Origin of the sequence: Geobacillus sp. PK12 (assembly GCF_004123125.1) — a bacterium.
GTDB lineage: Bacteria > Bacillota > Bacilli > Bacillales > Anoxybacillaceae > Geobacillus > Geobacillus zalihae.
Genome location: NZ_SDKL01000054.1, coordinates 1 through 23,284, shown reverse-complemented (window position 1 = coordinate 23,284; position 23,284 = coordinate 1). Strand labels below are relative to the sequence as shown.

General features: G+C 54.3%; 21 protein-coding genes, 2 pseudogenes and 1 riboswitch. Of the genes and pseudogenes, 5 read left to right on the top strand and 18 right to left on the bottom strand.

Annotated features, from left to right (window positions below; all coding sequences use genetic code 11):
- Positions 1 to 226 precede the first annotated feature (226 nt).
- Positions 227 to 355, top strand: a pseudogene (locus tag ETR37_RS15220) (IS982 family transposase); the annotation flags it as partial.
- A gap of 78 nt (positions 356 to 433) precedes the next feature.
- Here ETR37_RS15220 and ETR37_RS15215 read toward each other — a convergent pair.
- Entirely contained in the window at positions 434 to 2,977 is a 2,544-nt protein-coding gene (locus ETR37_RS15215) for a restriction endonuclease-like protein (protein ID WP_081133112.1), read from the bottom strand.
- Positions 2,946 to 4,625 carry an MrcB family domain-containing protein gene (locus ETR37_RS15210; RefSeq protein WP_020756107.1) on the bottom strand — a complete coding sequence of 560 codons (1,680 nt, stop codon included), beginning with the start codon at positions 4,623 to 4,625 and terminating at the stop codon, positions 2,946 to 2,948. The genes ETR37_RS15215 and ETR37_RS15210 overlap by 32 nt, the downstream gene beginning before the upstream one ends.
- Positions 4,626 to 5,055: 430 nt before the next feature.
- Here ETR37_RS15210 and ETR37_RS15205 point away from each other — a divergent pair, with 430 nt between their 5' ends.
- Positions 5,056 to 5,823 carry a DODA-type extradiol aromatic ring-opening family dioxygenase gene (locus ETR37_RS15205; protein ID WP_033006288.1) on the top strand — a complete coding sequence of 256 codons (768 nt, stop codon included), beginning with the start codon at positions 5,056 to 5,058 and terminating at the stop codon, positions 5,821 to 5,823.
- 234 nt (positions 5,824 to 6,057) lie between these two features.
- On the opposite strand, the gene ETR37_RS15200 is transcribed toward ETR37_RS15205, so the two are convergent.
- Both ETR37_RS15200 and ETR37_RS15195 read right to left on the bottom strand, forming a co-directional pair.
- Positions 6,058 to 6,594, bottom strand: a complete 537-nt coding sequence (locus tag ETR37_RS15200; protein WP_020756105.1) for a PIN domain-containing protein — start codon at positions 6,592 to 6,594, stop codon at positions 6,058 to 6,060.
- The gene (locus ETR37_RS15195; protein ID WP_033006286.1) at positions 6,563 to 7,723 is read right to left on the bottom strand and encodes a helix-turn-helix domain-containing protein; all 1,161 of its coding nucleotides are present in this window, start codon (positions 7,721 to 7,723) and stop codon (positions 6,563 to 6,565) included. Before ETR37_RS15195 ends, ETR37_RS15200 begins: the two co-directional genes overlap by 32 nt.
- Before the next feature lie 583 nt (positions 7,724 to 8,306).
- Between ETR37_RS15195 and ETR37_RS15190 the strand changes: the two genes are divergently transcribed.
- The gene (locus ETR37_RS15190) at positions 8,307 to 8,744 is read left to right on the top strand and encodes a hypothetical protein (protein ID WP_021321283.1); all 438 of its coding nucleotides are present in this window, start codon (positions 8,307 to 8,309) and stop codon (positions 8,742 to 8,744) included.
- A gap of 53 nt (positions 8,745 to 8,797) precedes the next feature.
- Here the strand turns inward: ETR37_RS15190 and ETR37_RS15185 are convergent, their stop codons facing one another.
- From ETR37_RS15185 to ETR37_RS15175, 3 genes are all read right to left on the bottom strand, one after another.
- A complete protein-coding gene (locus ETR37_RS15185; protein WP_081133111.1) occupies positions 8,798 to 9,703 on the bottom strand; it encodes a pseudouridine-5'-phosphate glycosidase in 906 nt (301 codons plus the stop codon).
- A complete protein-coding gene (locus tag ETR37_RS15180; protein WP_129447481.1) occupies positions 9,703 to 10,644 on the bottom strand; it encodes a carbohydrate kinase family protein in 942 nt (313 codons plus the stop codon). The genes ETR37_RS15185 and ETR37_RS15180 overlap by 1 nt, the downstream gene beginning before the upstream one ends.
- A 181-nt stretch (positions 10,645 to 10,825) precedes the next feature.
- Positions 10,826 to 12,049 carry a YeeE/YedE family protein gene (locus tag ETR37_RS15175; RefSeq protein ID WP_205728152.1) on the bottom strand — a complete coding sequence of 408 codons (1,224 nt, stop codon included), beginning with the start codon at positions 12,047 to 12,049 and terminating at the stop codon, positions 10,826 to 10,828.
- 149 nt (positions 12,050 to 12,198) lie between these two features.
- Between ETR37_RS15175 and mscL the strand changes: the two genes are divergently transcribed.
- Positions 12,199 to 12,594 carry a large conductance mechanosensitive channel protein MscL gene (gene mscL / locus ETR37_RS15170; protein ID WP_015374498.1) on the top strand — a complete coding sequence of 132 codons (396 nt, stop codon included), beginning with the start codon at positions 12,199 to 12,201 and terminating at the stop codon, positions 12,592 to 12,594.
- Between the two features lie 130 nt (positions 12,595 to 12,724).
- Here mscL and ETR37_RS15165 read toward each other — a convergent pair whose 3' ends face one another.
- The 6 genes from ETR37_RS15165 to ETR37_RS19225 form a co-directional block, all read right to left on the bottom strand.
- Positions 12,725 to 14,053: a YjiH family protein gene (locus ETR37_RS15165; protein WP_060788839.1), complete on the bottom strand. Its 1,329-nt coding sequence runs from the start codon at positions 14,051 to 14,053 to the stop codon at positions 12,725 to 12,727.
- A 98-nt stretch (positions 14,054 to 14,151) separates the two neighbouring features.
- The gene (hutI, locus tag ETR37_RS15160; protein WP_129447480.1) at positions 14,152 to 15,426 is read right to left on the bottom strand and encodes an imidazolonepropionase; all 1,275 of its coding nucleotides are present in this window, start codon (positions 15,424 to 15,426) and stop codon (positions 14,152 to 14,154) included.
- Positions 15,427 to 15,441: 15 nt separating this feature from the next.
- The gene (gene hutU / locus ETR37_RS15155) at positions 15,442 to 17,097 is read right to left on the bottom strand and encodes a urocanate hydratase (protein WP_205728151.1); all 1,656 of its coding nucleotides are present in this window, start codon (positions 17,095 to 17,097) and stop codon (positions 15,442 to 15,444) included.
- 223 nt (positions 17,098 to 17,320) lie between these two features.
- Positions 17,321 to 18,802 carry a helix-turn-helix domain-containing protein gene (locus ETR37_RS15150; protein WP_129447478.1) on the bottom strand — a complete coding sequence of 494 codons (1,482 nt, stop codon included), beginning with the start codon at positions 18,800 to 18,802 and terminating at the stop codon, positions 17,321 to 17,323.
- Positions 18,803 to 18,806: 4 nt separating this feature from the next.
- A complete protein-coding gene (gene hutG, locus ETR37_RS15145) occupies positions 18,807 to 19,778 on the bottom strand; it encodes a formimidoylglutamase (protein WP_129447477.1) in 972 nt (323 codons plus the stop codon).
- Positions 19,735 to 19,902: a hypothetical protein gene (locus ETR37_RS19225; protein WP_164978011.1), complete on the bottom strand. Its 168-nt coding sequence runs from the start codon at positions 19,900 to 19,902 to the stop codon at positions 19,735 to 19,737. Before ETR37_RS19225 ends, hutG begins: the two co-directional genes overlap by 44 nt.
- A 146-nt stretch (positions 19,903 to 20,048) precedes the next feature.
- Here ETR37_RS19225 and ETR37_RS15140 point away from each other — a divergent pair, with 146 nt between their 5' ends.
- On the top strand, positions 20,049 to 20,465 hold the full coding sequence (locus tag ETR37_RS15140) for a PaaI family thioesterase (RefSeq protein WP_015374492.1): 417 nt from the start codon (positions 20,049 to 20,051) through the stop codon (positions 20,463 to 20,465).
- Here ETR37_RS15140 and ETR37_RS15135 read toward each other — a convergent pair.
- The 5 genes and pseudogenes from ETR37_RS15135 to ETR37_RS15115 all read right to left on the bottom strand — a co-directional run.
- A complete protein-coding gene (locus ETR37_RS15135) occupies positions 20,449 to 20,691 on the bottom strand; it encodes a hypothetical protein (protein ID WP_015374491.1) in 243 nt (80 codons plus the stop codon). The genes ETR37_RS15140 and ETR37_RS15135 overlap by 17 nt on opposite strands.
- Positions 20,692 to 20,725: 34 nt before the next feature.
- Positions 20,726 to 21,208, bottom strand: a complete 483-nt coding sequence (locus ETR37_RS15130) for a PaaI family thioesterase (RefSeq protein WP_129447476.1) — start codon at positions 21,206 to 21,208, stop codon at positions 20,726 to 20,728.
- Positions 21,209 to 21,308: 100 nt separating this feature from the next.
- Positions 21,309 to 21,692, bottom strand: a complete 384-nt coding sequence (locus tag ETR37_RS15125) for a VOC family protein (protein ID WP_015374489.1) — start codon at positions 21,690 to 21,692, stop codon at positions 21,309 to 21,311.
- A 15-nt stretch (positions 21,693 to 21,707) separates the two neighbouring features.
- Positions 21,708 to 22,031 (bottom strand): hypothetical protein, encoded by a 324-nt coding sequence (locus ETR37_RS15120; protein ID WP_015374488.1) that lies wholly within the window; start codon positions 22,029 to 22,031, stop codon positions 21,708 to 21,710.
- An 81-nt stretch (positions 22,032 to 22,112) separates the two neighbouring features.
- Positions 22,113 to 22,217: riboswitch (SAM riboswitch) on the bottom strand.
- Between the two features lie 61 nt (positions 22,218 to 22,278).
- Positions 22,279 to 23,088: pseudogene (locus tag ETR37_RS15115) on the bottom strand (ABC transporter substrate-binding protein); the annotation flags it as partial.
- Positions 23,089 to 23,284 lie beyond the last annotated feature (196 nt).

Here is a 23,284-nt window from a genome sequence, read left to right as displayed (position 1 = left end):
TGTTTAGTTGTCAATTTATGTCAGTGAATTTGCTCATCTACAGTTAACAATTATATTTTCCAAAAAAAAAGTCAAGAAGAATCGCTACTAAAAATTCAACATTACTCGACAAACAAGTTGAACCCGTGGTGCTAGATAAAACTCAGACAAGTATAAAAATAGCCCTTGCTGGCAGATCTCCTGTAGAATGAAAGTGTGACCCATCATTCGAAAGGAGGAATCCCCCATGCAAGAGCACTTTCATTTTACTACAGATCCAACCAAACTGCCAAAACAATATGCCGCCATTTTCTGTTTTGTTTCTGCCCAACTGTCGTTGATTCAAATGTATCTTCATCGTCGCAATCGTCACTTGGATCAAAACGTTTGCTTCCGTAAAAGCGATATTCATAAACGCCCAGAGGAAATGCTACAATGCTTGAGGTGTGCAATGTCATCGCAAAGTTGACTTTTCAAGGTTCATTTTCTGGTCGCACCCCTCCCCCATCATCCCCACCACTTCGCGAAACACGGCCGACGGCTGCCTGCGGAGCAGGTCGGCGGGGATTGTTTTGTGCTTTGCGCCGTTTGTGATGATGAGACGGCCGCTTTCCAGGCGGATGGACACGTTTTTGACGCGGTATGCGGTGATTTTGGACGCCTGATCCAAGTAGCGGGCGTCAAGGTCGAAGCGGATGCGGTCGGACAGCCGCCGCAGGATGCGCCAAAGGGCAATTTCCTCGCTTGATTTCATGAACAGTTCCGGCAGTTCTTTCGCCTGCTTGAGCGTGTTGAGCGTCGTCATCGCATAAACGGCGATGCCGTAGCCGACAGGGCGAATGACGTGTTGGAGAAAGTTCCAGCTTTCGACTTCGAAGCGAACGTATTCGTCATCGCTTCGTTTTGGCAGTTCGGCGATGGCCGAGCGTTTGACGATGTTCACAGCGGTGATTTTGCCAAAGCACGTGACCCCGTTTTGCGGGGCGGCTCCTTGTTTCGGGTAAAGAGCGATGTAGCGCGCGTTTTGCCAGCCTTTTTTCAGCTGCTTGACTGGGATATGGTAGAAGCGGTGCTTCACGTAGGCTTCGTAATGCCGCGCGCTTGGCACCATGCCGACAAGCACATGCTCGTCGAACGCCGACCGCCATTCTTCGATGACCCCTTGCGGCAGGATGCCTTCTTGTTGCAGTTCTTCGGGATTCTTTTCAATCAGCCGCTCGATGAACTGCTCGACGAGGCGGGTGGCGTTCGGCAAAAACGGCAGGCCGCCGATGTTGACGTCGTTGATGCTTTTGTACAGCGGGTGCGCTTGGTAGCTGTCTTCGTCATGCCACGGGAACAGCACGTAGGCGCCAAAGGCGGTGCGCTCGTATGGGCCGCCGCGGCGGGCGACAAGCGAATCGCGGTAGCGGTGCATCGTGTTGATGTCGTCTTCCATCGGGCCCGGCATTCCGTACCGTTTTTCATACGCGCTGCCGGAAACGGCGAAATCAAGGCGGTATTTGGCATCGAAAATGTAGTTGAACGTATAGTCTTTTCCCTTCTTTTCAATCGCCAAAACCGTGTCGGGCATTTGCGGGACGGTCGGCAGCCTCCCTTCGTACAGCTGGTACGTGAGCGTGATTCGCTCGCCCGTGTGCGGATGTTCGTACACTTGCTTGGCGGAGCGGGTTTTGTCGAGATGGACGAACAGCCCCAAGCGGTTCACTTGGATGACGTTTTGACTGATGAGTCTGTATTTTTTCCCGAGAAGTTGCCCGAGTTTTAGAAACGTCCAATACTCGTACAGCGTCGCCACGTCTTTGACGGACATTCGGTACAGCGTTCCCTGCAAGGCGAGGCCGCGGGTGATGAGGAGAAACAGCTGATAGGCGTCGCGGTAGCCAGGCGCCATTTGCAGGACGAGGCTCGCAACAGAGCGGTCAAGCCGCCCGATCGGCCGCCAAAAGGAGTGACGAAGCCGAGTTTCGAGCGCGCGGATCATCGATTGGATGCGCTCCAGCAAATCCGGATCCGGTTCTGTTTCGTACCGCTTTTGTTTCCCTTGCACGTGTTCGAACAAATCGCGCAGCTTCTCGACAAGGCGCGTCATCATCCATTTGACGAACCGGTTTTCGAGCGTGTCGTACGTCAGTTCTTGTTTCGCTTTGAGCCCCGATTGCGGCATGACGGTTCGACTTCCAATGTCGATGCCGCGTTTGACATCGCGGAACACATGCGGCCGCTTACGCAAATCATTCCGTCCTGCCGCATCCAAACGGCCGAGCTGGTCGCCGCGCACCCTCACATGGACGGTCGACAGTTGATGGTGCGGCTGCCGCTCGATATGGCGAATGGCCTGCAAAAAATCGCCGATATGCGCCTCCATAAGCCGGAAAAATTCGCTTCGGGACGGCGCGCCGCTGCGCTTCGCCTTCGCCCGCTGGTACGTGCGCTTGATAAAGTGAAACGCCAAGTTGTAAATTTCTTCGCTCACTTCATCAAGCAGCCGCTGGTAGTCTTGTTTGTAGGTCAATTTCGTCGGGAAAATTTCGATCGTCACGTCCAAAACGGAGCGGTGGCCGTCGCGGATTTCGAACGTCGACAGCCCGACTTCATTCGGGAAGTGAAGATTTCCCATCAACACCGCCTGTCCACCGATGTCAACACGGCTGATGGCGTTTCTCAGCGCTGGCGACTCATGGTAAAAGGAGAGCACCCGGTCGGTTTTCGGAACGACAAGCAGCTGATAGATGCCGTTTTCAAAGAAAATCGGGCGGTGGCCGCCCGACCAGTCGACAAGCGCCCCCGCGTCCACGTCAAACAGCTTGACGTTTCGCACCCCTTCGCCGCTTGCGAAAAACTCCATCGTCTCGTGGAAATCGAGGCGGCGGTACTGCTTGAGCCCTTCGTATTGTTCGTGGTACGGCTTTCCTTTGATTACGAGCGTGAGCTGTTTCGTTTCGATATGGACGAGCTCATAGTCGTCACGCCCCAAGCCAGAACGAAGTGAAGCCATCGTCCTCCAACCTCCGCAGCATGCGCCAAATTTTCTCCGCGCTTTTTGGATAGCGGGCGTACGACACATCAAGCGCACCGCTGTAGTCCCCGTCCGGTTCAAAACCGGCGCAAAGGACAAACAGCTGCTTGAGCGCCCGCTCGAGCCGCGCGTCGCTTCCTGAAAGGCGCGGCAACATTTTTTGCATGAGGCAATAGTCGAACGCCTTGTCAAATTCCATCAGCTTTCCTTCTTCGTTGTAAGCAAGATAAAAGCAGATTTCATCGCGGACGCGGTAGCCGATATGCGCCCCGAGCGGCTCAAGGATGCGGTTGATGTCCACGAGCTGTTTCGTCACCGTTTCAACAAGCTCTGGGCAGCGTGCGTACACATCTTTCAAATGCAAATACCGCGCCGCGAACAGCTCCTGCCCGACAGGTTGGGGTGCAACGGTCGGCACATCGCGCAAAAAGTCGAGATGGTCGAGACGGACACGGTTGAACTCGATCGTGTTCGCGCGGTCGAGCACTTTTTTGCTGAAGGGGTGGGTCGTCTCGTCCATGTTGACCGTGCCGATGATGTAGACGTTCGGCGGGAGAAAAAGGTCGCGCCCCGCCGTTTCTCGCGGCAGCAGCCGCGACGACGTGATGTGCCCATTTTCCCAGCGGCGGCTTTCCATGACGCTCAGCACATCGCTGAAGTAATGCTCGACGCGGGCGAGGTTCATCTCGTCCAACACGACGAAATACGGTTTGTCGGGATGGTTCTCGGCTTCGATGATGACGTTCGCAAGCGGCCCAGGCTTGAACTCGCCTTTAATGTCGACATAGCCAAGCAAATCGGAGCCGTCGTTCCAGTCCGGGCGGACGGGGATCAAGGCGAAGCGGCCGTTGTCTTCCGTGGCGCCGACGCTCTCGGCGAGCCATTGAACGATTTTCGTTTTCCCCGTTCCGGAAATGCCGGATAAGATGACAAACGGTTTCGTTTTTAATGAAAGAAAGAGGTTGGCCACTTCCTCTTTTGTGTAATAAAAACCTTTGGCGGATATGTATGAATGAATATGCTCAACCGCCTCCCGATAGGAAAAGGCCTGCTCGGGCGGTGTCATTGGTTCTGTTCGCTCTACATACTGTCGGTAATAATCGATCATCGTTTCGAGGTCGCGCGCGAGTTGTTCATCGGACGGCAAATCGTCAAACGAATAGGCGATATACGCCGCCACCGACCGTTCGTAGTCTTTCGCCCGTTTGCTTTCGCCAAGACGGATGTCATCATCGGTCCGCACGCGCTCTTCGGCAGGAATGAGTTGGCGGATGCCGCGCTTCACCCGCTCCATTTCGTCTTTCGGCGTCTCCGTCACTCCTTGGGCAAGCGTCAAATAGAGACGGCGCATATCTTCGCTGAACAAGTAGACGATATAATAGCCGCGCTGCGTTGAATCCGTCACTTCTTGGTCCATCACCGCCACCCACGGCACGTCGGTCCAATTCCCTTGACCGACCGACCCTTTCACCATATACCGGTCAGGCGGCAGAAACGGCAGCGCTTTCAACGCCTCTGGAATCGCCCGCGTCACTAACTGAAACGTCCGCCGCTCTTTCGACAGTTTTTCCTGTTTGTCTTGCTCGTAGATGGCCATCACTTCACGGAACAGATCGTGCAATGACATAAGAATAGCTCCTTCGTGCCGAAATGTTTTCTTCGTTTCTATTTTTCTTCTATTCTACTAAAAAATCAGCTCTCTTAACTAGTAGGAGAGCCACTTTTTCGAGCATTCACGGAGGAGAAGCGCGTTGAAGGAGCACATTCGTCTTGGTGATATCTCTCTTTCATTCTCCCCAAACGCCCGATCGGTTTGGGCGGCGATGAATATGGCGGGAGGCAAGGAAAAGCTCCTCATCGTAAGGGAGACAGAAACGCCTACGAGAAGATTCAAACCTCCATCGCACGGTTTAGGAAAGCGAGTGCATAGAAGAGCAAAAGATGTTTATGCTACACTAGGGATGAGAAATTCCGGCGCCGTTTTTCGGCGAATCGTTTGGAGGCGGCATTAGGCCGCAAGCAGATTTGTCAATATGGTTCAAGGGAGGAATGGAACGATGAGACCCCCCGCCCTATTTCTCGCTCACGGTTCGCCGATGTTGGCAATCGAAGACAATGCGTACACGGCGCTTTTGGGCAAACTCGGGGAAGGAATTCGCCCGCAGGCGGTCGTCGTCTTTACCGCCCATTGGATGACGCGCCAACCGACGGTTTCGGTGGTTGAGGGGACGTATGACATGATTTATGATTTTTCCGGATTTCCGCGCGAGTTGTATGAAGTGGTGTATCCGGCGCGCGGGTCGGTCGAGTGGGCGGAGCGCGTGCGGGAGCGCCTAGGCGGTGTGGCGGAAGTGGCCGTCGATCGGACCCGGGGGTTGGATCACGGTTCGTGGGTGCTACTCTACCGCTTATTTCCGAAAGCGGATATTCCGGTTGTGCAGGCGTCGGTCGTGCCGTGGTGGACGCCGAAGCAATTGTTGCAGCTCGGGGAAGCGCTGCGCCCGCTGCGGGATGAGGGCGTGATGATCATCGGAAGCGGCGGGACGGTGCACAATTTGATGGCGCTCCGTTGGGAAGGGCATGCGGAGGCGGACGAATGGGCCGTCGCATTTGATGATTGGCTTCTCAGCCGATCCGCCGCCCATAGTGAAGAGGTGTTCGAGTATGAGAACAAGGCGCCGTACGCCAAGCAGGCCGTGCCGACGCCCGAGCATCTCGCGCCGTACTGGATCGCCTACGGGGCCGGCGATCGCGGCGGGGCGCCGCGCGTGTTGTTCCGTGAGTACCAGTATGGGAGCTTAAGCTTGATGGCGGTGGCGTTTTAAGCGGAAAGCCCGCTCCCTGCTTCAACGCATGGGGCGGGTTGTTTCTTTGATCGAAAACAGCGTTGCTACTGCCCGGAGCACGTTTTATACGTTTGCCCGTTGCCACATGGGTCTTTGCGGCCAGTTTTTGGTGGAAGACGTGGAATGTTCTCAAAGAAAGGCCGTCCTTGAATCGCATCCAGACAGGACCGTTCCCTATTTCAATGCAAAAGGCGCTAGTCTTGTTCAACACGGCTACACATCTTGCAAATGATACTGTTTATAAATTTGGTTCTTCAACCTCGGATGCAAGTGGCAGCTGCACTCATCGGAAAACAACCGGTCAATCAATCCCTTGAATTCTTCCCGTCCGATCAACCGACGCTCATACGCGCAACATAAAATTCCTAAAGTTCCCGTATATTCGATGCCATAACTTTCACATGCATTGATGATCCTTTTTTCATTCGATGTGCATACAATCATATCTTGACCGGCAATGGCAATCAGTTCTGCATCATATTCGCTTAAACCTGTCCATTCTGTCAGCAGCTGATACATGAGCCCGTATCCCTCTTCCGTATGCAAAGAGACCGTTTCGTAATCGATTTGTCGCAAAGCCGTCCGGATATCGTCAGGAGTCTCATTCCACAAAATACTTTCGGGAACACACACTCGGCCAAACACTCTCGTCAGTAAATCCATCCTGTCCAACTCATAAAAATCGTTTAACACATTGTTGTCCACCACCGCTCTCTTTTTATAAAGCCCCCGTATTTTCTGAACATCCATGCTCCTTATACCATCCCTTGACCATTTCTCTAGCAGTCCGCAAATCGCATCCAAGGATTTCGCATACTTTGTTAATCGTAATGCTCCCCTCAAAATACGCCTGTTTCACAAAATAGGTCAGTTTGCGGTTTTTGGGAATATACTCGATTGGAGCGGGTTCTTGTTCTTTATATCCTTGCTCCCGCAACGTTTTTCGCAAATGGCCGTACGTCCTTCCGGAAATGTATTGTTCATCCAATAAGGCCCTCATGAAGGCTTCAGCACTGACAAAAAATTGGCGCTTAAGCTCCATAATCGTTTCAAGGGTAACATATCGTTTAAAATAATAAGCATATTCCCGCAACTGTTCGCGAGGAATAAGAAAGTAGCTTGCAAACAACGTGGCGACTTTTTCATTGATTTCCCTTCTTGCGCTGCTGTAAGTAAGAGAGCTAAGATCACTTCGGTACTCCTCGCGATGAAAAATAAGATGGCCAAGTTCGTGAATGACGCTGAACCGTTTTCGTTCCTCAGGTATTTCGTCGTGATCATTAAGGAAAATAAAAGCTCCTTTTTCCTCGGAGTAAGCCGATAAACCATCAATTTTTTTATCAATCGTTTTCAACGCGATGACATGTATACCATGGCGCTCTAAAACCGCATAAATATCGCTTGGGATCACATGATCAAGGCCAAACATTTTCCTCGTTTGTTCCGCTGCTTGTCGAATAATGGTTTTATGCTCCTCCGTTAACTCATGATCAACGAGCTTTACTTTATACGTCGGGGGCAAATAAGCAACACTAGCCTCTCCAAAAGAGGCAAGCAGCTCATAATAATCATCCATGATCCGATTCACTTGATTTTGATCAATCAGACGAAAGTTTTCTTTAGGGTTATCCGCGCGAAACATGAAAGAAGACATTGGTTCACGCTGATCGTCTGAAGAAACGATCAAATCCTTCATCGGGATATTCAAGTGTCGCGACAGAAGAAATAATTTTGCACTGTCAGGAATTTGTTCCCCTTTTAAATATTTGGCAATCGTTTGTCTCGTCACGCCCATCAATTCGGCTAAATCTTGATTCTTCAACCCCATCTCTTTTTTGACCCGATTTAGATTTTTCGCGATCGTTTGTTTAATCTCCATCATCACACCTCCTTTGTGTTAATTATTTTTAACACAAAATAGAGTCATAAACCGATATTAATGTTAATTTTTATTAACCTTTTCTTTTAACATACCATATCGGGTTGGCATCAATCAACTTTACCATTCATTTTGGGAATAAGCATTGTACATTATTGGTAAACGTTTTCAAATAGGTTTAAGTCTTTGTTAAGCAACAAGCCCGCCTCTCGCTTCCATGCGCGAAGGCAGGCTGTTTTTTTAGCCAAAGTACGTGTACTTGCTTTTCGCAGCACTTTTCTACTTTTCCCGCTGCCGATTTCGCCCGTAGTATCGGCTGGGCGTCGACGTTCAGCTAGCCTCACGACGGGTTCACGATTTCTGTTTTATAATAAGAATACCAATGAAAACACTGACAGCGACAGCGGCCGCAACGATGGTGATCGGCAGCCAGTCAGTGGCAAAAGATGAATACGTGATCATTTCAGCCATAGCAGCGCCCCTCCTTTATCCATCATAAACGAAATCCCGCCAGATTTGAAACTGTTGTTCCTTCTCGCAAACTCGCTTGTTTGATATACTAGAGTGGAAGGAGGTGAAGAGGGTGGAAGAAAAAACGATATTGGCGCAAATTTTGCAAGTGCTGGATTTGTACGCGTCCGATATGCGCAAGCAGTTCGAAGCGCTCCATGAGAAATTCGACTCGCTCCAACGCCAAGTCCAAGCGTTGAGCGAACAAACGAACACGATGAACAAACGCATCGAAGACATGGACAAGCGCATCGAAGACATGGACAAGCGCATGGAAGGAATGAATGGACGTGTGGAAGGAATGGACGGACGCATCGAGGAGATGGATGGACGGTTTGAGCGGCAGATCGCCCAGTTGGAGCGCACCGTGAATGAACGGTTCGAACGGCTCGAAGCGAAACTCGGCCACATCCGCGTCGAACTAGTTGAAACACAAGAAACGGTCGACTTCCACTCCGTCAAAATCGCCCAGCACGATCGAAAAATCCGCCATTTGCTTCACGCTCGATAAATCCTCCACTGCCATCATGCCCCCGCCCTGATGGAAGGGCGGGGGCGTTCGCATCAAGAAAGCTCTCGGGCAAGGTCGGCCGCCAAGGCGGCGTTGTTTTTCACTAAGGCGATGTTTGCTTGCAAGCTTTTGCCTCCGGTTAATGTTTTCACACGGTCAAGCAAAAACGGGGTGACCGCTTTGCCGGTGATGTGCTGCTTTTCTGCTTCCTTAAGCGCTTGTTCGATGATGGCGGTGATATACGACTCCTCGAGCTCCTCTTCTTTTGGGACAGGATTGGCGATCACAACACCGCCGTTTAACCCAAGCTTCCATTTCGTTTCGATGAACTGAGCGATTTCTTCTGCGCTGTCGAGGCGATAGTCGACGCGAAACGGGCTCGTCCGCGAATAGAACGCCGGCAGGACGTCCGTCTGATAGCCGATGACCGGAACGCCATGCGTCTCGAGGTATTCAAGCGTCAAGCCTAAATCCAAAATTGATTTCGCCCCGGCGCAGACGACCGCGACGTTGGTGCGCGAGAGTTCCTGCAAGTCAGCCGAGATGTCCATCGTCTGTTCGGCGCCGCGGTGCACGCCGCCGATGCCGCCGGTCGCAAATACGCGGATGCCCGCCATCTGGGCGCAAATCATCGTCCCCGCCACGGTCGTCGCCCCGTGTTTCTTCATGGCGACGACATACGGCAAGTCGCGGCGGCTCACTTTTTCTACATCGCGGCTTGTCCCGAGCTGTTCAAGTTCGTCTTCGGTCAACCCGATTTTGATGTTTCCGTTTAAAATGGCGATCGTCGCCGGCACGGCGCCGCGGTCGCGGATGATCTGTTCAACCGCTTTCGCCGTTTGCACGTTTTCCGGATACGGCATGCCATGCGAGATGATCGTTGATTCTAAGGCGACAATCGGCTTTTTTTCGGCCTTCGCTTGAGCGACTTCTTCGGAAAAGACGAGAAAATCATTCATCACTTCGTTCCCCCTTCGCGAAAATACCGCGCATAGGCGGCTTGCAACAGGTGTTCATTCAAAGCGGGATGCACCGTTTCGGCCGTTTGCAGCGTAAGCGCCGCGCTGCTCATCCCAAAGCGGCAGGCGTCTTCCACCGTATGTCCGCCTAAGACGCCGTACAAAAATCCAGCCGCAAAGGCGTCGCCCGCTCCGGTGGCGTCGGTGACTGTTACGTTTGGCGCCGCGAGCGTCCCTGTTTCCCCTTGCTTGGCGGCGTACGCAACGCCGTTTGCGCCGCGGGTGATGACAACGTTCTGGGCGCCGGCGTGAAGGATCGCTTTCATGATGTCGCCCGTATGCCCATCTTTTCCCACAAATGCCTTCGCCTCCGCTTCATTCGTGACAAACCACGTCACACCAGACAAATCGCTGGGCAATCGCTTCACTTTTGGAACCGACACCGTCACAACACAAAGCGGGATGTCCTCTTGGCGACATTGTGCAATCACCGAACGAATGACATCCTCCGGGAAATTTGTATCAAGCACAACTGCAGAAATCGGACCGAGCCGAGTCCATTGTTGCTTTCGCCATTCTTCCCCCACTGTATCATAAATGGCCATATCCGCCAAGGCGAGAACCATCTCGCCGTGTTCATCAAGCACCGCTGTATACGTCCCGGTGTTCGCTTTTGGCGTTCGCATGATGAAGCTCGTATTGACATATCGGCTCGTCACGTCAATGAGCCACTGTCCATCGCGATCATCGCCAACGGTGCTGACGAGCGAAACAGGTTGAGCAAGCCGTCCTAAGTTTTCGGCGATGTTTCTCGCCACCCCACCCGCGGTTTGCGTCGTGGTGACGGGATGAGACGTGCCGAGCCGAAACGAAGTGAGCAACCGCGCCTTTCGGTCGACGTTCGCCCCGCCAATGCAGACGATCGAGGCCGTTTGCCGCATGCCTTTTCCCTCCTCTCCCAATGAACACCGCTGTCCTCCTTCCGCTCTCCCAAAACAAGGAAAACGATTTCAAACAAGCAGGCAGCTGCTCTTGTCGAAGCCTCACTGCCCATTGTACCATATGCCGTCCTGCATAAAGAAAGCACCCCGCCAAAACGACGGGATGCCGACTTTCGGACATTTAGTTTTTGTACGCGCAATACGGACGCAGTTTGACGCCGATCAGGCTGCCGAGGAAAGCAAAGACAAACCAAATCCAACCATGGACGCTGAAGGAAGCGATGCCGCTGAAATACGCGCCGATGTTGCAGCCGAACGCCAGCCGGGCGCCGTATCCCATCATCAGCCCGCCGATCAGCGCACCGATCGTCATGCGCGTCGGACGCTTCCATTGCACGGGCTTCGTATAGCGGCCCGCGAGCGCTGCCGCCAATAAGGCGCCGACCATCAAGCTGATGTCCATCACGGTCGTTGTATCGTAGTAGAGCGGATTGGCGAGCGCCTGCCGTTTCGCTTCATCTTGCCAGTACGCCCAAGCGGTCGGATCGACGCCAAATAGCTGCACGAACTTCGCTCCCCAAAGGGCGAAGGCGGATGTAATGCCCCACGGCGAACCTTTGAACATGAGAACAAGCACGTTCATCAGCGCCAATAATAACGCGCCAACCAACAATGACCATGGGCCTTTGTAAATGGTTTTCCATCCGTGGCGGTGTTCAAGCGGTGTCGTCAACAGCTTGCCGTGGCGCCGCTTTTCCATCACCGTCACGACATAATAGACAACCGCCAGCAAAACAAGTTGCAGCAGAAAGCCGCCCCATGCACCAAACGAAGCAATAAGCGAAATCGGATCGACGTGCGGCATACGCATCCAAACATCAAAATGCGTCGTCGCAATGACCGATCCAGCGATAAACCCGATCAAGGTGACGACACCGTTCGTATCACCGCCGCCAATATGGTACAGCGTCCCGGACGCGCAGCCGTCACCCAGCTGCATGCCGATCCCGAAAATAAAGGCACCAATCATGACAGCAATGCCGACTTCATGCACATTCCCAGCAACGGAATGGCCGAATATCGATCCTTTTATCAGCAACGGCAAAAACAACGCACTTGCCACCGCCATCATGACCATCTGTGCTCGAATGCCTTCCCCTTGGCGGTATAGAATAAACTTTCGCCATGCGGATGTAAAGCCAAAATGCGCCTGGTACAATACAAATCCACCAAACGCTCCCAGCACATACAAAAGCGCCTGTTGCCAGGAAACACGGCTATATAAGAACAACGTTCCACCGATCAATATGAGGCAGGAAACAGCAATAATCCACGCAGTCGGATGTTTCGGGGCGTTCGCTGCTTGTTTCGCGCGAACGTCTCGTTGTTGTGCGGTCATTTCCACGATGCGTTCCCCCTTTTGTTTTGGTTGATGAACGTATTCTATAATACTATAAAACCAATTGATTTGCTACGATTTAAACTAAAAAGTTTCAATGTTGCGGCCGGTCGGGTATAATAGCAGACGAACATTTTCTTCGGAAGGAGATGACCATGTGGAACGAGTTTAAAAAATTCGCCGTCCGCGGCAATGTCATCGACTTGGCCGTCGGGGTCATTATCGGCGGGGCATTTGGCAAAATCGTGTCTTCGCTCGTCAATGACATCATCATGCCGCTCGTCGGCTTATTGTTGGGAGGCATCAATTTCAGCGGCCTGTCGTGGAAAGTCGGCAAAGCGGAAGTGAAATATGGGGCGTTTATCCAAACGGTCGTCGACTTTTTGATCATCGCGTTTTCGATTTTCCTGTTTGTGAAATTGATCAACACGCTGTATGAACGGGTGAAAAAGCAGGAAGAGGTGAAGGAAACCGCGCCGACGCTGACGAAAGAGGAGGAGCTATTGACAGAAATTCGCGATTTGTTAAAGCAGCAGCGGGAAACGCTGTGAAAGCCTGTCTCGGAGGTGGACAGGCTTTCATGGCGCTGAAACTTCTCAATCGGGTTGATGGAATGGCGGCGAACCTGAAAATCGCAGCCACCCCATCGATGTCCGTTTTCATCGAAGCGCCGCACTCCCGTCAAAGCAGCCAATATGCGAGCGGCGCGGTGAGGATGAGCGTCAAGACGGTGCGTTCGAACCAGATGACCAGCAGCCTCGGCAAGCTGAGCGGAATTTCTGTAGATAAAATGCATGGAATGACAGCGGAAAAGAATAGGATCGCCGAGACGGATACAACAGCAATAATGAATTTTGTGACAAGCGGAGCTTCGGTGACAAGCAAAGCGGGCAAAAACATTTCCGCGATTTCAATGGCCGAAGCTTTCGCAGCCAACAGCGGTTCAGGGATTTGCAACAGAAGGGTGAATGGGTAGAACAGGTAGCCCAACCAGTCAAACAACGGCGTATATTCAGCGAGCAACAGCCCGATCAGTCCGACTGACATAATGGACGGCAAAATGCCCATCGTCATGATGAAGCCATCTCGCAAGTTCTCCCATATGTTTGTCCCAATCCCTTTTGACTGCTCTACCGCCCTCATCGCTTCAGCCCAAGCTTGTTTCATATAGTTGCCCGTTACTTTTTGCTCGGGATCCCCCTTGCCGTCGTAGTATTCATCGCTCATGCGGCTTAGCGGCCAAATCCGAGCGGTGAACGCTGTAACGGCAAACGTGACAAGAAATGTCACCCAAAAATACGTATTCCAGATTGGCATGAGCCCCAATGTTTTCGCCACAACGACCATAAATGTCACGGATACAGTGGAAAAGCCGGTGGCGATGATCGCCGCTTCTTTCACGGTATATTTGCCTTCTTTGAACACTTTATTAGTGATCAATAACCCAATGGAGTAGCTGCCGACAAAGGAAGCGACGGCGTCGATCGCCGAACGGCCCGGCGTTTTCCAAATCGGCCGCATGACGGGTTGCATCCACACACCGACAAATTCAAGCAGCCCGTAACCAACAAGAAGAGCGAGAAAAACCGAGCCAATCGGCACAAGGAGACCGACGGAAATGACGAGTTTGTCATACAAAAACGGCCCCATATTCGGTTGAAACAGCCACGACGGACCGATGTGAAACACAAGCATGACCGCCGTGATCAGTCCTAGAACTTTCAACAGTGAAAAAACGGTTGTCACAGCATCTTTGTTCCACGTTTTTTTGTAAAACGGATAAACGGCACCGAGAGCGATCACGATCAGAGCATAATAAGGAACAAGTGCTGAAAACTGGGTGCGAATCCATGTCACAATATGATCGAGCAAAATCGATGATGTGCCGCCGATGGACACCGGGACGAAAAATACGAAAATGCCGATGGCGCTAAAGACGAAAAACTTCCATGCCCCGCTGGCCGGCGTTGGCGTCGGCACGGATGGCGCTATATTTGTATCCGCTTTCATCTTTCTCCACCCCCATTGTCCTTTTTACCCCAACTTGCGCGGCCGGAAGCATAGCCGCTTCCGGTCGCCAAACGCTTCGACGAAAGAACGTTTCCCTTTTAGATGCACACCTTGCCTTCTTTCACCACCACCCCCCCGCCTTTGATCACCGTCTCAACATGGTTGACTCCGTAATGGTACATGATCTGCACATAATTCGGAACGTTGAACATGACCAAATCCGCCTTCTTCCCCGGCTCGAGGCTGCCGACAAGATGCGCGCGGCCGATGGCGTGGGCGGCGTTGATCGTGGCGGCGGCGATGGCTTCGGCCGGGGTCATGCGCATATGCAGGCAGGCCAAGGTCATGACAAGCGGCAGCGAGACGGTCGGCGACGAACCAGGGTTGCAGTCGGTCGCCAAAGCGACGGGAACGCCGGCGTCGATCAAACGGCGGGCATCGGCGGCTTTTGTCATTAAGAAAAAGGCGGTGCCGGGCAAAAGGACGCCGATGACGCCACGATCGGCCATGCGGCGGATTCCTTCGTCCGACGCCCGAAGCAGGTGGTCGGCGGAGATGGCGCCGACTTCGGCTGCCAGTTCCGCCCCGCCATACGGCTCGATTTCATCGGCGTGGATTTTCGGCGTCAAGCCGTGCGCTTTCCCTGCTTCCAAAATGAGGCGGGCTTGTTCAGGCGTAAACACGCCGCGCTCGCAAAAGACATCGTTGAACTCGGCCAACCCAAGGCGGGCCGCTTCGGGAATCATCTCGTCGATGACAAGGCGGACGTATTCATCCGGATCGTGCTTCCACTCCGGCGGAACGGCGTGGGCGCCAAGAAACGTGGAGACGATATCGACCGGGTGGGTGTCATCGAGACGCTTGGCGACGTTAAGCTGCTTGATTTCGTGCTCAAGGCTTAACCCATAGCCGCTTTTTGCTTCGACGGTCGTGACCCCATGAAGCAAAAACTGATCGAGCCGTCGCTTGCTTTCCTCATACAACATCTCTTCCGACGCCTCGCGCGTCGCTTTTGTCGTGGCATGAATGCCGCCGCCGGCGTTCATGATTTCCATGTACGTCGCTCCATGAAGGCGCATCGTCCATTCGTGTTCGCGGCTGCCGGCGTACACAAGATGGGTGTGCGGGTCGATGAGGCCAGGGGTGACCGTTTTGCCTTTGGCGTCGATCACTTCGGCTTCGGCGAGCCGATCGGCAAATTGGCGGGCCAGTTCATCGTCCGCACCAACCGCCACGATCGTGCCATGTTCGATCCAGACGCTGCCGTTTTCGATGATGCCTAGATCGCTCATCTTCTCCTTGACGAGCGGAGCCGCGGAGCTTCCCGCCAGCGTCACGAGCTGGCGGGCGCGGCGGACAAAAAGCGGGCGCATAGGCGGTTCTCCTTTCTATTTCAACATCGGCATATCGATGCCTTTTTCTTTCGCCGTCCGGATGGCGAGCTCATAGCCGGCATCGGCGTGGCGGACCACACCAAGCCCCGGGTCGGTCGTCAACACCCGTTCCAACCGTTTTTCCGCCTCTTTCGTGCCGTCGGCGACGATGACCATGCCGGCGTGAATCGAGTAGCCCATGCCGACGCCGCCGCCGTGGTGAACCGACACCCAGCTCGCGCCGCCAACCGCATTCAACAGCGCATTTAAAATCGGCCAGTCGGCGATGGCGTCGCTTCCGTCTTTCATTCCTTCCGTCTCCCGGTTCGGCGAAGCAACGGAGCCCGAATCCAAATGATCGCGACCGATGACGATCGGCGCTTTCAGCTCGCCTTTGGCCACCATGTCGTTGATGATTTTGCCAAATTTCGCCCGCTCGCCGTAGCCGAGCCAACAAATGCGCGCCGGCAGCCCTTGGAATTGAATGCGTTTTTGCGCCATGCGAATCCAATGGCAAAGCCGCTCATTGTCGCGAAATTCACGCAAAATGACTTCATCGGTTTTGTAAATATCCTCAGGATCGCCCGAGAGCGCCACCCAGCGGAACGGCCCTTTTCCTTCGCAAAAGAGCGGGCGGATGTAGGCCGGCACAAAGCCCGGGAAGGAAAAGGCGTCGTCCACCCCTTCGTCTTTTGCCACTTGGCGGATGTTGTTGCCGTAATCAAACGTCACCGCCCCTTGCTTTTGCATCGCCAGCATCGCCCGCACATGCGCGGCGATCGACTGTTTTGCACGGGCGATGTACTGCTTCGGATCGCGCGCCCTGAGTTCGGCGGCCTCATCAAGCGTAAGGCCAGCCGGGATGTAGCCGTTTAACGGATCATGGGCGGACGTTTGATCGGTCAAGACGTCCGGAACAAAGCCCATTTCGACGAGACGCGGCAACACTTCAGCCGCATTGCCGACAAGGCCGATTGACAGCGCTTTTTTCTCTTCCTTCGCTCGTTTCGCCATCACAAGCGCCGCCTCCAAGCTGTCGGTCATCGTGTCGAGGTATTTCGTATCAAGGCGGCGCTGAATGCGGGCCGGATCGATTTCGACAGCGAGGCAGACGCCGCCGTTCATCGTCACCGCGAGCGGCTGCGCCCCGCCCATGCCGCCAAGGCCGGCGGTTAGCGTGATCGTCCCGGCGAGCGTGCCGCCAAAGTGCTGGCGTGCCACTTCAGCAAACGTTTCATACGTTCCTTGAACGATTCCTTGGCTGCCGATGTAAATCCAGCTGCCAGCCGTCATTTGTCCGTACATGATCAATCCTTTTTTGTCGAGCTCATGGAAATGATCCCACGTCGCCCATGCGGGCACGAGGTTGGAGTTGGCGATCAGCACGCGCGGGGCGTCCGGATGCGTGCGAAATACCGCCACCGGCTTGCCGGATTGAATGAGCAACGTTTCATCGTTTTCTAAACGAAGAAGGGTGTCCACAATCGCCTCGTAACATTCCCAGTTGCGCGCCGCCTTGCCGATGCCGCCGTAGACGATCAATTCATCCGGCCGCTCGGCGAAATCGGGATGCAAATTGTTGTTCAGCATCCGCAGCGCCGCTTCTTGAATCCATCCTTTCGCCCGCCGCTCAGTTCCCGCGGGCGGGCTGACGGTCCGTTTTTCTGCCATCGTCATCCTCTCCTTTTTCCTCTTTGCTTTTGATTGTAAGGGAGCAAAGAAGGAGAAGATAGGCGCACGTCTTTTAAAAGTGATCACATTTTTTTGAATTTTCTATTTCCTATCCGTTTTATTTGTTCATTTTTTTCGATATAGGTCCATTTCTTTTGAAATAGACGCCCCCCCCTCTCGCCCGCGATCCGGCAAGGCTGCGCTTTGTCACAGACAAAACCGCCTACCGCGGCGATGGCGGTTTCGGCCGTTGTTCGTCGCGGTAGGCGGTCGGCGTCTCATTCAGTTCGGCTTTAAAGACGCGCGTCAAATAATGGGCGGTGCGAAACCCGGTTTGTTCGGCGATTTCTTTGATCGACAAGTCCGTCTGCCGAAGCAGCCGCTTCGCTTCCTCAAGCCGCCGATTCGTCAGCCACTGGCGAAACGTCACGCCCCGCTTTTTCGACAACAAATGGCTGAAATACGCGGGACTGCGCCCGGCAGCGGCCGCGACCCGCTCAAGCGTGAGCGACGGATCGCGAAAATGCGCCTCCATATAGCGGAGGCCGCGCTCCACGGCGTCGACGCGCGCATCTTCCTCGGCCTGCTTGGCCTCATGGAACAACCGATATAAAAATAAAATCAATTCTTGAACGATGCGATACAAGACGGGATTGTACAAAATGTCTTGAAAGATGCGCATATATTCCCGCTCGGTTCCGCCGCGGTCAAGGCCGTATGTTTTCATAAACCGGCGGATTTGCGCCAAGATGCTTGTCAGCCGCGTCCGCACCATCTCCGGACTCGGAAACGGCGGCGACCAGTGCCAAAACTCGCGCTGCAGCCACCGTTTCACCGCTTCGTGGTCGAACCGCTCGAGCATCTCGATCCATTGCCGCTGCTCCTCGGGCGTCAAAAACGGATCGAGCTCACGCCACTGTTCGTATTCCGAAGCGGGAGCGATCACTTGGCGATAGCCAATGAAAAACGTCGTCTCGAGCAACCGGCGCGCCGCTTGGTATTGCGCGCGCACCGTCCTCCGGCCATCAGGCGGCATCACGACAACCGCGAGCGGCTCATGATGATCTTCCTCCCAATCGCGCAGCAGCTTCCACGCCTCTTCTTTCCCGTCGCCCGGCAAATCGGGAAGCAGGCAAACCGCCATACGGGTGAGCGGCAATACACGCGCCCGTCCGCGAAACGGGTAATCCATCAAGAAACGGATCACTTCTTGAGACAAAGCGGGCTGTTCCGCCTGCACGAGCCATACATGCGCGGAGGCCGTGGAAGGAACATCGCAAAATAAGGAGCGGTAATCGTCGTGATGGGCGTCCAACCCCGTCGGCAAGCCTGGACGCCCCGGGGAACGCGACGCCGCCGTCCGCAGCGCCTGCTTCAGCTTGGCGGGCTCAAGCGGCTTCACAAGCAAATCGACGCATTGCCAGTCGATGGCTTGTTTCGCCCGCGCAAACGTCGCTTCAGCCGTTGCGGCAATCACCCGCTGGCAAAACAAGCGGACGTGGGCGGTCGCCTGCGGCCATCGTTCATACGGAATCATATCGAGTTCGACGTACAACAGCTCCGGCGCCTCCCGCTCCAAGACGGCCATCATCTCCTCCACGGTGGCTGCCGTATACACCCGCTCAATCGGCAAGGAATACGCGGACACGAGCCAGCGGATCGCTTCCCGTTCTTTGTCATCCCGTTCGGCAATGACCAATTTCACGTTCTCACCGCCTTGGCTGCAAGCGTTGAAAATGAAGGAGCGCCTCCATGCAAAAGGCGGCCGCCAACGCCACCGTTTTTCCGCCTTCATCCAAGAGTGGATTGACTTCGCAAAGGTCGACGCTGATCGTTTTCGGATGGGAAACGATTCGGCGGATGAGAGCGCGCGCCAGAGACGGGGCGAGCCCAAACGGCGACGGCGCGCTCACCCCCGGCGCGGCGGCCGCGCTGATGGCGTCCATGCAAAAGGTGAGCATCACCGCATCATGATCGGCGGCAAATTTCTCAATTTGTTCATAGGCAGCCTCGATCGGCCCTGCGGTCAGCTCGTCTTCCAGCATGTAACGGCACCGATACGTCTCGGCGTCTGCAAACAGCGCCGCCGTATTGCCGAGCCGCTGAATGCCAAGGCAGAAGTAGCTCACTTGATCGTCTTGATCCAATATTTGCCGAAACATCGTCCCGGATGTCGGCCCGTCATCATACGGCCGCAAGTCGAAATGGGCGTCAATGTTGAGGATGCCAAGGCGGGCATCCGTCCCAAGCGCTTCCCGGACGCCCAAGTAATGGCCGTACGCCGTCTCATGGCCGCCGCCGATCACGATAGACGCCATGTTGTGTTGCAGCAGGCGGGCGACCGCCTTCCCAAGTTCAGTCTGGCTTTGTTCGAGCCGTTCATCGACGCAAACGACATCGCCTGCGTCATAGACAACGACCCCTTCCGGAAGATGCCAAGGCAGGCGGGCGAGCGCGGCTTTGACGGCAGCGGGCGCCTCTTTCGCCCCTTGGCGTCCTTGGTTGCGGCGCACGCCTTCGTCGCACGCAAACCCGATGAATGCCGCCGCTCGTTCTGCCGCTGTCTCCAATGGTTGGGACAAGTCGAGCAAGCGAATGCGCTGATGAAGACGAAACGCCCGTTCATCGCTCACGCTGTCAATCCGTCCCGTCCAACGGCCGGCGTCTGGCGGTTGATACATAAGACCCTCTCCTTTCCATCATCCGCTGTTTGTTTCTTTCGCCGCCGCTTTGCCGTACTCCTCCCTTGCGCACGAAAAAGAGGAAATCGCCGCCGTTTGGCGAATAAAACATCCATGAGCTCATTTCGCTCACCACCCGATGAAAATCGCTGCTTTAGGATCCATGATGTTCACCGAAACGATCCGCGGGCGGCGTTTTGCCCTCCATCCGGGCATGAAAATGACCCCATTTTCATGGAAACGCAATGGATGACAGAAAGGATGTTCGAGATGAAGCCAATTACCAACTTGCATGACGTCATTGCCGGAAAAAGCGCGCCGCCGCCGTGCGATGAGACGCTCGGCGTCCGCCTGGCGGAAGCCCGGGACGGCTATGCGAAAGGGGTATGGACGATCCATGAATCGCTCCTCAACGGCAACGGGGTGATCATGGGCGGGTTCGTCGGAGCGGCGGCGGATATTCTCATGGCGTATGCGGTGACCACCTTGCTTCGCGATGACCAGCTGCACGCGTCCATCAACTTGCAGACGACGTTTCACCGCCCCGCGGCGGCAGGGGAAGCTGAAGTGGAAGCGCGAGTGGAAAAGTTCGGGAAAACTGTCGCCTACGTGACTGCCGTCGTCCGGCAAAACGGCAAAGAAGTGGCGAGCGCGACCTCCTCGGTGCTGATTATGGATAAACCGTAAAAAAGCGCTTTCGTTTATGGAAGGGAAGTGAAACGCTGGCGCCGAGGCAGACGCCAAACCGGTCCAACTGAATCGGGCTGTTGGCAGCAGCCATGCCTAGAAGCGTTCGATCGGCAACCTGTTTCGCCCCGCCATCCAAGGATGAACATGTCACTTGTGAAGATGTCCGCTTTTTCCCAAGCGGGATCGAGCGCAACGAGCGAAGCGCCGGAGAAAGCGCTGTCAAAAACAGCCGCCCTCCGGCGCTTTTCGTTTGCTTGTCATCCCTGGACAAACGTTTTCGGCATGACGACCGCGACGACTTGACCACGGGCGCACAGTTCGCCGTTGGCGAACACCTCGGTGTCCACTTGCCATTTTTTCGGGTAAATCTCCGTCACCGTTCCGACGGCGACAAGCGGCACGCCATGCGGCGTCGGCTTGACAAAGTCGACATGAAGCGACGCGGTGACAAAGCGCGGCGGCGTTTCCCCGCTTCCCGGCTCATGGCCGTTTTTCCGATGCAAGGCGAGCGCCGCCGACCCGGTGCCATGGCAGTCGATGAGCGAGGCGATCAGCCCGCCGTACACAAACCCAGGGATCGCCGTATGTTCCGGGCGCGGCGTATAGACGGTCACCGTTTTGTCCCCGTCCCAGCCGGTGCGGAAATGATGGCCTTGCTCATTCAGCCGTCCGCAGCCATAGCACCAGGCAAATTCATCCGGGTAGTCGTCTTGAATGGCGCGAATGACTTGCGGCTCCATCTGTTCTCCTCCTCTCCCCTTTACCTATACGCGGTGCACTCCCTATTTTCCTTCTTGCACGGCAAAAGGCGGCCATACCGATGGCCGCCTTCCCCTTCGTTCATTGCGCCGGCTCGTAAAACTCGATCCATTCGCCGTCCGGACCAAGGAAAAATAAGTATTTCGCCCCGTTTGGGAGCGTTGTAATTTCATCCCACACTAGCGGGACGCCGAGCGACTGAAGCCGTTCTTTTTCCTGCTCGATGCCTTCGACCGTAAACGCCACGTGGTGCACTTTTCCTTCCGTCGGCAAATCCGGGTTGTATCCTTCGATCAGCTCGACGACGATCGAGCCGTCAATCCCTAAAAACGCCAATTTCATCGTTCCGTTCGTATGAATCATTTCGTCGAGCAGCTCCAGGCCGACGACGTTTTGATAAAACGCTTTCGATGTCTCGATGTCCTTCACTTGAATGCCGACATGCTCAAATTTTTTGACTGCCATTCGTCCTCTTCCTTTCTATGACTCCATTAACCATACAGCTTGTAAATACGGCGTCATCCGCATTGGAAAAACCCCTTTTTTCCCAAGCTCTGTCCATATGTAGCGATCAAGGGCGTACGGTCCGTCCGCCTTCCATTCGTCCGCCTCGCTGTCGGTCAACAACACTGAAAAGGTTGTCCCTTGCGCTTTCCCATACAAGTGGGTATATCCGCCCCCGCGGTCGACATAAACCGCCGCTTCAGGGTCAAACCGAATCAGCTCCGCCTGCACGCAGCGCATGACATGAACGGCGAACGCAGCGGCACGGAGATGAGCGGCCATGCAAGCTCGGATCGACATGTCCCTCTTCACTATTTCCCCCTTCACCCCCTATCGACAAAAACCCCTTTCGCCTCGGAATGATGCGAAAGGGGGCAGCCGTTCTTATCATCCAAAGCGAGACCGCTTTGCGGGTGTTAGCACCTTGCCGGCGGCAGGTTGCTGTGGGGTCATCAAGCCCGTTCTCTCGCCCACTCTTGATAAGACGTATGATCATTTGTCTTTCATGTTACCATATCGAATCCCATAGAAGCAATCGCTTTTTTGTTTATTCCGCCACTTCTGGCTGCTCGGACGTGACGCCGACATCTTTCCACGTCAGCTTCGAGCTCGGGTCAACCGTAAAGTTGGCGACACGGTTGTTGACCGCATAGATGGCGGAACGATACAACGTTGGGATGACCGGCACTTCTTCGTTCATTAGCTTTTGCCACTCGCTGTAAATTTTCCGGCGATACTCCTTGTCAAACGCCTGCTCGGAATGGCCTTTTTCCAGCAGCTCATCATTTTTCTCGTTCACCCAACGCGAGTAGTTGAACATGACGTTGCGGCCGTACAGACCGTACGGGTCGACGTCCGTTCCCGTTGCCCAAGCGGCAGCGTAAACATCCACTTTCGGGTCATCTTTTTCAACCATGTCATAGAACGAGTTGAACTCCGCCAGACGGCCGTCCACCAATTGGACATCCAAGCCAACGTCTTTCCAGCATTGCATGTAAAACTTCGCCAACGGCTCGGCAATATCGCCGCCGCTCATCGCCAAAAAGTTGATCGTAAACTTTTTGCCGTTCGGATCTTCGCGCAAGCCGTCGCCGTCCACATCTTTATAGCCGGCCTCATCAAGCAGCTGTTTTGCTTTTTCCGGATTATACGTGTACCCTTTGATCGAGCTGTCATGGTATCCCGGGAACGACGGCGGGATCAGCGTGGTCGCCGGGAAGCGCAAGCCGTGGTACAAGCGATCAGCCACTTCTTGGTTGTTGATGGCGTACGCCATGGCTTGGCGCAGCTTTTTGTTCTGGAATTTCGGATTGTCCATCACATTTTCTTGCTTTTTCGCATCCCAATGACCGAGTTTAACATCTTTCCGAAAGAAGTCTCCCACTTCGAAACGAAGTGAAAGTGGGAGATGAATTTTGGTTAGGTATAGCCTAAAGTTGTCTCTTTTTTTTTGTGTTTTGATACAATCAGTTGTAGAACAAATATATCGAAAATCAAGGTATGAAGAGATGTGGTGTCGATATGGCAAACAAAGCCTATCAGTTCCGTCTATA

Excerpts from the sequence above, each read along its gene's own strand:
- ETR37_RS15215 (WP_081133112.1), bottom strand. The coding sequence starts at position 2,977 with ATGGCTTCACTTCGTTCTGGCTTGGGGCGTGACGACTATGAGCTCGTC.
- ETR37_RS15210 (WP_020756107.1), bottom strand. The coding sequence starts at position 4,625 with ATGTCATTGCACGATCTGTTCCGTGAAGTGATGGCCATCTACGAGCAA.
- ETR37_RS15205 (WP_033006288.1), top strand. The coding sequence starts at position 5,056 with ATGAGACCCCCCGCCCTATTTCTCGCTCACGGTTCGCCGATGTTGGCA.
- ETR37_RS15200 (WP_020756105.1), bottom strand. The coding sequence starts at position 6,594 with ATGGATGTTCAGAAAATACGGGGGCTTTATAAAAAGAGAGCGGTGGTG.
- ETR37_RS15195 (WP_033006286.1), bottom strand. The coding sequence starts at position 7,723 with ATGGAGATTAAACAAACGATCGCGAAAAATCTAAATCGGGTCAAAAAA.
- ETR37_RS15185 (WP_081133111.1), bottom strand. The coding sequence starts at position 9,703 with ATGAATGATTTTCTCGTCTTTTCCGAAGAAGTCGCTCAAGCGAAGGCC.
- ETR37_RS15180 (WP_129447481.1), bottom strand. The coding sequence starts at position 10,644 with ATGCGGCAAACGGCCTCGATCGTCTGCATTGGCGGGGCGAACGTCGAC.
- mscL (WP_015374498.1), top strand. The coding sequence starts at position 12,199 with ATGTGGAACGAGTTTAAAAAATTCGCCGTCCGCGGCAATGTCATCGAC.
- ETR37_RS15165 (WP_060788839.1), bottom strand. The coding sequence starts at position 14,053 with ATGAAAGCGGATACAAATATAGCGCCATCCGTGCCGACGCCAACGCCG.
- hutI (WP_129447480.1), bottom strand. The coding sequence starts at position 15,426 with ATGCGCCCGCTTTTTGTCCGCCGCGCCCGCCAGCTCGTGACGCTGGCG.
- hutU (WP_205728151.1), bottom strand. The coding sequence starts at position 17,097 with ATGGCAGAAAAACGGACCGTCAGCCCGCCCGCGGGAACTGAGCGGCGG.
- hutG (WP_129447477.1), bottom strand. The coding sequence starts at position 19,778 with ATGTATCAACCGCCAGACGCCGGCCGTTGGACGGGACGGATTGACAGC.
- ETR37_RS19225 (WP_164978011.1), bottom strand. The coding sequence starts at position 19,902 with ATGAGCTCATGGATGTTTTATTCGCCAAACGGCGGCGATTTCCTCTTT.
- ETR37_RS15140 (WP_015374492.1), top strand. The coding sequence starts at position 20,049 with ATGAAGCCAATTACCAACTTGCATGACGTCATTGCCGGAAAAAGCGCG.
- ETR37_RS15130 (WP_129447476.1), bottom strand. The coding sequence starts at position 21,208 with ATGGAGCCGCAAGTCATTCGCGCCATTCAAGACGACTACCCGGATGAA.
- ETR37_RS15125 (WP_015374489.1), bottom strand. The coding sequence starts at position 21,692 with ATGGCAGTCAAAAAATTTGAGCATGTCGGCATTCAAGTGAAGGACATC.
- ETR37_RS15120 (WP_015374488.1), bottom strand. The coding sequence starts at position 22,031 with ATGTCGATCCGAGCTTGCATGGCCGCTCATCTCCGTGCCGCTGCGTTC.